Below are 4,998 nucleotides of genomic sequence, written 5' to 3' on the forward strand. Positions count from 1 at the left end.
AGGAAAATAGCACTGACAGAAAATATCGTGGCTATGAGCAAACGAGAAAATTGCACGTAATGTTGAATATAAACAACAAAAAAGCCATAGCTGTAAAATACAGTAACGGTGTCTACTCTGATCACTATGGAGCTTGTGATTTGCTAAAAGAAGTTGATTTTCAGCATGCCATAAAAGCACTATATGCAGATAGAGCATGTGATAGGCACAAGTTTTATAAGTTGTGTAACGAATATGATATAAAGACAAAAATTCCACCAATAAACAATGCGGCAGAACATCCAGAAATAGATTATATGTCTGACAGGAATGCTGCTATTAGGTTAATAAAATTATACGGTGAAGATGGCATGAAAGAATGGAAAAAAGAAGTAAATTATGGGAAAAGATCTTATATTGAAGGGTTTTTCTCAAGATTAAAGCAAATATTCGGATTTAGTTTTAGGAATAAATCTGAGATAAATCGAGAAAAAGAACTGCTAATCAAATGCTATTTGCTTAATAAATTCACTGATATTGGTATGGCTAAATTTGAGATAGTTACATGAATTTACCATAAATCACCATCTCATAAAGTGTGATGCAACAAAGCCATCCCAGTGTCAGCTACTTGGATGACAGAGGGGGGTGGGATGACAGAAGATGATGGAGTGACAGGGAGTAATACAAAAAGTTTCGTCATCCCCATTGAATCGGCTTTAAAATCGATGTTCAAAGTTGAAATTCCCCTAGAAGATGCGGGGAAAATCAGAAAAGGTCAGGAAGTTGTATTAAATAACTTGCGTAATTTAAAGAATCATGATATTTGTTGTACGGTGGTGGGTAGTGTACCTATTGCAATCTGCAGTTTTATTTATGGTTGTGTGAAACCTATTCGTGTTTTTAATATTTAAAATGAGGTTTAGATGTCGATAACATCCGAAAAGAAAAAGAGTTTGATAAATATATATGCAATTAAAGAAGATGATACAGGCTCATCTTTTGTACAATGTGCAATTTTGACCGAGAGGATCAGTAACTTAACTGAGCATTTTAAAGTGCACAAGCATGACCATCACTCTAAGCGTGGTTTACTTATATTGATAGGTAGAAGACGCAAGCACTTAAATTATATAAAGCGTAAATTTGGTAATGAAGCCTATCAGGAATTAATAGAGAAGTTAGGCATTAGAAAATAATCGAGGAATTTAATATGTTTAAAATTATAAAAAAATCTATAGAGTGGGGTGGTCGTGCCTTATCTTTAGAAACAGGAAAAATAGCACGCCAAGCTCATGGTTCAGTAGTTGTAAATTACGGTGATACTTCTGTTTTAGTAACTGTTGTACGTAAAAAGAAGGAAGAAAGCGTTGATTTCCTACCTTTAAATGTGCAGTTTATCGCAAAAAGCTATGCCATGGGTAAGATCCCTGGCGGGTTTTTTAAAAGAGAAGGCAAGCCATCTGATAGAGAAACTTTAATCTCAAGAGTAATAGATAGAAGTATAAGACCACTATTCCCAGAAGGATTTCATGATGAAATTAGTGTGGTGTGCAATCTATTAACTTATGATACAGTCAATCCTCCTGAAGTGCCAGCATTGATTGGTGCTGTTGCAGCTCTTGCAATTTCTGGCGTTCCCTTTCACTTTACTATAGCTGGAGTGATGGTTGGTTGTGATGAAAATAATAACTATATACTCAACCCTTCTGTTCAAGAGATGAAAGCAAGCAGCTTGGATCTGTTTTTGTCTGGTGATGAAAATTCAATTTTAATGGTTGAATCAGAAGTGAAAGAGCTCTCTGAAGAAAATGTTTTTAATGCAATAAAATTTGGCCATGAACACCTTAAGCCTGTCATTAAGCTCATAAAAGAGTTTGCTGATACAATTGGCAATAAACCTGAGAGCTTTGCCCCTATTGATGCATCAGATATAACACAAGAGCTCGAAAAATACGGTAAAGATTTTGAAAAAGCATATTCGCAAACAGTAAAACAAGAGCGAGTTCAAGCTCTAGAAGCGATCAGAGAGAATATATTGAATACTCTTAAAGAAACTGGAAAAGACGAAAAGTTAATTACGTATGCAGTAAAAAACTTTGAAAGATCTTTAGTACGTGAAATAATTAGGAAGAAAAGTGTAAGGATAGACGGTCGTAAGCATGATGAGATACGTCAGATAGAAGTTGAAGTTGATATTCTGTCCAAAACTCACGGTTCTGCACTATTTACAAGAGGCAATACTCAGGCACTGGTTGTTACTGCTCTTGGCACCACTCAAGATGAGCAAATTGTGGATGATATTGAAGGGGATAGACGTGAGCATTTCATGTTGCATTATAACTTTCCCTCATTTGCTGTTGGAGAAACTTCTGCTGCGCGTGCACCAGGAAGAAGAGAAATCGGTCATGGCAAACTTGCTTGGAAAGCAATTCATCCTGTTTTACCCGATAAGTCTGAATTTCCTTATACAATAAGAGTAGTGTCCGAAATTTTGGAGTCTGATGGTTCTTCTTCTATGGCAACAGTTTGTGGGACTTCTCTTGCTTTAATGGATACGGGTGTGCCAATAAAGGCCCCTGTTGCTGGAATTGCTATGGGTCTCATCAAAGATAAAGACGAGTATGTAATACTTTCCGATATACTTGGTGATGAAGATTATCTTGGTGATATGGACTTTAAAGTAGCAGGAACTAGTGAAGGGGTTACGGCGCTACAAATGGACATGAAAATTTCTGGTATAAGCTTTGAAATTGTTGAAAAATCTTTAGAACAGGCAAAAGCTGGAAGATTACATATTTTAGAAAAAATGAATGCAGTGATTTCAGAACACAGTGATGATGTCAAAGACCATGCACCAAGGATGTTATCATTTTACATAGATAAAGACAAAATTTCTGCTGCTATAGGTTCTAAGGGGAAAAATATACGCAGTGTGTGTGAAAGAAGTAATGCAAAAATTGAAATAGGAGATGATGGTAAAGTTTCTGTTTTTGCTACGAGTGGCACTGAAGCTGAAATTGCAAAGAGTATGATGATTGATTCAATAACAGAACTAGAACAAGGTTCTATAGTTGATGTCAAGGTTGTAAGAATAGAGAAGTCTATTGTAGAGCTTGAATTTCTTAATGGCAGAAAAGGAAAAATGCACATAAGTGAAGTAGCTAATGAACATATAGATTCTATAGAGAGCGTACTTAAACAAGATGATACTTTCAAAGCACTAGTAATTGACTTCGAAAAAGGTGGGTGTCCAAAGTTGTCAAGACGTCGGGTTGATCAAGAGACGGGAGAGTTTTTTGAAGGTGAGCTTTACAACGAGGAAAGGAAAGATGGTCCAAATGACAGGGATAATTATTACAATAATTCATTTAGTAGAAAACCTGGAGGAAGTCACCATAAGAGGCCTCCTCGTCCTCGTTCTGGTTTCAGCAACAGAAATAGGCCGAAATTTGGTAATAATGATTCATCATCAGGTTTTTATTAAGAGTAAACTTCTTGCGTTACCTCTCGTCATTCCAGTGCTTAACACTGGAATGACGAGAGGAAAGGAAAGATGGTCCAAATGACAGGGATAATTATTACAATAATTCATTTAGTAGAAAACCTGGAGGAAGTCACCATAAGAGGCCTCCTCGTCCTCGTTCTGGTTTCAGCAACAGAAATAGGCCGAAATTTGGTAATAATGATTCATCATCAGGTTTTTATTAAGAGTAAACTTCTTGCGTTACCTCTCGTCATTCCAGTGCTTAACACTGGAATGACGAGAGGAAAGGAAAGATGGTCCAAATGACAGGGATAATTATTACAATAATTCATTTAGTAGAAAACCTGGAGGAAGTCACCATAAGAGGCCTCCTCGTCCTCGTTCTGGTTTCAGCAACAGAAATAGGCCGAAATTTGGTAATAATGATTCATCATCAGGTTTTTATTAAGAGTAAACTTCTTGCGTTACCTCTCGTCATTCCAGTGCTTAACACTGGAATGACGAGAGGAAAGGAAAGATGGTCCAAATGACAGGGATAATTATTACAATAATTCATTTAGTAGAAAACCTGGAGGAAGTCACCATAAGAGGCCTCCTCGTCCTCGTTCTGGTTTCAGCAACAGAAATAGGCCGAAATTTGGTAATAATGATTCATCATCAGGTTTTTATTAAGAGTAAACTTCTTGCGTTACCTCTCGTCATTCCAGTGCTTAACACTGGAATGACGAGAGGAAAGGAAAGATGGTCCAAATGACAGGGATAATTATTACAATAATTCATTTAGTAGAAAACCTGGAGGAAGTCACCATAAGAGGCCTCCTCGTCCTCGTTCTGGTTTCAGCAACAGAAATAGGCCGAAATTTGGTAATAATGATTCATCATCAGGTTTTTATTAAGAGTAAACTTCTTGCGTTACCTCTCGTCATTCCAGTGCTTAACACTGGAATGACGAGAGGAAAGGAAAGATGGTCCAAATGACAGGGATAATTATTACAATAATTCATTTAGTAGAAAACCTGGAGGAAGTCACCATAAGAGGCCTCCTCGTCCTCGTTCTGGTTTCAGCAACAGAAATAGGCCGAAATTTGGTAATAATGATTCATCATCAGGTTTTTATTAAGAGTAAACTTCTTGCGTTACCTCTCGTCATTCCAGTGCTTAACACTGGAATGACGAGAGGAAAGGAAAGATGGTCCAAATGACAGGGATAATTATTACAATAATTCATTTAGTAGAAAACCTGGAGGAAGTCACCATAAGAGGCCTCCTCGTCCTCGTTCTGGTTTCAGCAACAGAAATAGGCCGAAATTTGGTAATAATGATTCATCATCAGGTTTTTATTAAGAGTAAACTTCTTGCGTTACCTCTCGTCATTCCAGTGCTTAACACTGGAATGACGAGAGGAAAGGAAAGATGGTCCAAATGACAGGGATAATTATTACAATAATTCATTTAGTAGAAAACCTGGAGGAAGTCACCATAAGAGGCCTCCTCGTCCTCGTTCTGGTTTCAGCAACAGAAATAGGCCGAAA

10 protein-coding genes are annotated in these 4,998 nt (G+C 37.2%); all 10 read left to right on the plus strand.

Features of this window, described 5'->3' with window-relative positions; translation table 11 throughout:
* On the plus strand, window positions 1-548 hold a 548-nt coding region (locus INQ25_RS04335; RefSeq protein ID WP_246484092.1), incomplete at its 5' end, for a transposase.
* Window positions 549-599: 51 nt separating this feature from the next.
* Entirely contained in the window at window positions 600-893 is a 294-nt protein-coding gene (locus INQ25_RS04340; protein ID WP_343231081.1) for a hypothetical protein, read from the plus strand.
* A 12-nt stretch (window positions 894-905) separates the two neighbouring features.
* A complete protein-coding gene (rpsO, locus tag INQ25_RS04345) occupies window positions 906-1,178 on the plus strand; it encodes a 30S ribosomal protein S15 (protein WP_006279944.1) in 273 nt (90 codons plus the stop codon).
* A 14-nt stretch (window positions 1,179-1,192) separates the two neighbouring features.
* Window positions 1,193-3,466, plus strand: a complete 2,274-nt coding sequence (gene pnp / locus INQ25_RS04350) for a polyribonucleotide nucleotidyltransferase (RefSeq protein ID WP_095742791.1) — start codon at window positions 1,193-1,195, stop codon at window positions 3,464-3,466.
* Between the two features lie 78 nt (window positions 3,467-3,544).
* Window positions 3,545-3,772 carry a hypothetical protein gene (locus tag INQ25_RS04355; protein ID WP_213863149.1) on the plus strand — a complete coding sequence of 76 codons (228 nt, stop codon included), beginning with the start codon at window positions 3,545-3,547 and terminating at the stop codon, window positions 3,770-3,772.
* Complete coding sequence (locus INQ25_RS04360) at window positions 3,769-3,996, plus strand: hypothetical protein (protein ID WP_213863149.1); 228 nt, start codon at window positions 3,769-3,771, stop codon at window positions 3,994-3,996. The genes INQ25_RS04355 and INQ25_RS04360 overlap by 4 nt, the downstream gene beginning before the upstream one ends.
* On the plus strand, window positions 3,993-4,220 hold the full coding sequence (locus tag INQ25_RS04365) for a hypothetical protein (protein ID WP_213863149.1): 228 nt from the start codon (window positions 3,993-3,995) through the stop codon (window positions 4,218-4,220). The genes INQ25_RS04360 and INQ25_RS04365 overlap by 4 nt, the downstream gene beginning before the upstream one ends.
* Window positions 4,217-4,444 (plus strand): hypothetical protein, encoded by a 228-nt coding sequence (locus INQ25_RS04370; RefSeq protein ID WP_213863149.1) that lies wholly within the window; start codon window positions 4,217-4,219, stop codon window positions 4,442-4,444. Before INQ25_RS04365 ends, INQ25_RS04370 begins: the two co-directional genes overlap by 4 nt.
* On the plus strand, window positions 4,441-4,668 hold the full coding sequence (locus INQ25_RS04375; RefSeq protein ID WP_213863149.1) for a hypothetical protein: 228 nt from the start codon (window positions 4,441-4,443) through the stop codon (window positions 4,666-4,668). Before INQ25_RS04370 ends, INQ25_RS04375 begins: the two co-directional genes overlap by 4 nt.
* A complete protein-coding gene (locus INQ25_RS04380; protein WP_213863149.1) occupies window positions 4,665-4,892 on the plus strand; it encodes a hypothetical protein in 228 nt (75 codons plus the stop codon). The genes INQ25_RS04375 and INQ25_RS04380 overlap by 4 nt, the downstream gene beginning before the upstream one ends.
* Window positions 4,893-4,998: the final 106 nt, after the last annotated feature.

The organism is Wolbachia endosymbiont of Rhagoletis cerasi (genome assembly GCF_018454475.1).
In the GTDB taxonomy this organism is placed as follows: Bacteria; Pseudomonadota; Alphaproteobacteria; order Rickettsiales; family Anaplasmataceae; genus Wolbachia; species Wolbachia pipientis.

Excerpts from the sequence above, each read along its gene's own strand:
- rpsO (WP_006279944.1), top strand. The coding sequence starts at position 906 with ATGTCGATAACATCCGAAAAGAAAAAGAGTTTGATAAATATATATGCA.
- pnp (WP_095742791.1), top strand. The coding sequence starts at position 1,193 with ATGTTTAAAATTATAAAAAAATCTATAGAGTGGGGTGGTCGTGCCTTA.
- INQ25_RS04355 (WP_213863149.1), top strand. The coding sequence starts at position 3,545 with ATGACAGGGATAATTATTACAATAATTCATTTAGTAGAAAACCTGGAG.
- INQ25_RS04360 (WP_213863149.1), top strand. The coding sequence starts at position 3,769 with ATGACAGGGATAATTATTACAATAATTCATTTAGTAGAAAACCTGGAG.
- INQ25_RS04365 (WP_213863149.1), top strand. The coding sequence starts at position 3,993 with ATGACAGGGATAATTATTACAATAATTCATTTAGTAGAAAACCTGGAG.
- INQ25_RS04370 (WP_213863149.1), top strand. The coding sequence starts at position 4,217 with ATGACAGGGATAATTATTACAATAATTCATTTAGTAGAAAACCTGGAG.
- INQ25_RS04375 (WP_213863149.1), top strand. The coding sequence starts at position 4,441 with ATGACAGGGATAATTATTACAATAATTCATTTAGTAGAAAACCTGGAG.
- INQ25_RS04380 (WP_213863149.1), top strand. The coding sequence starts at position 4,665 with ATGACAGGGATAATTATTACAATAATTCATTTAGTAGAAAACCTGGAG.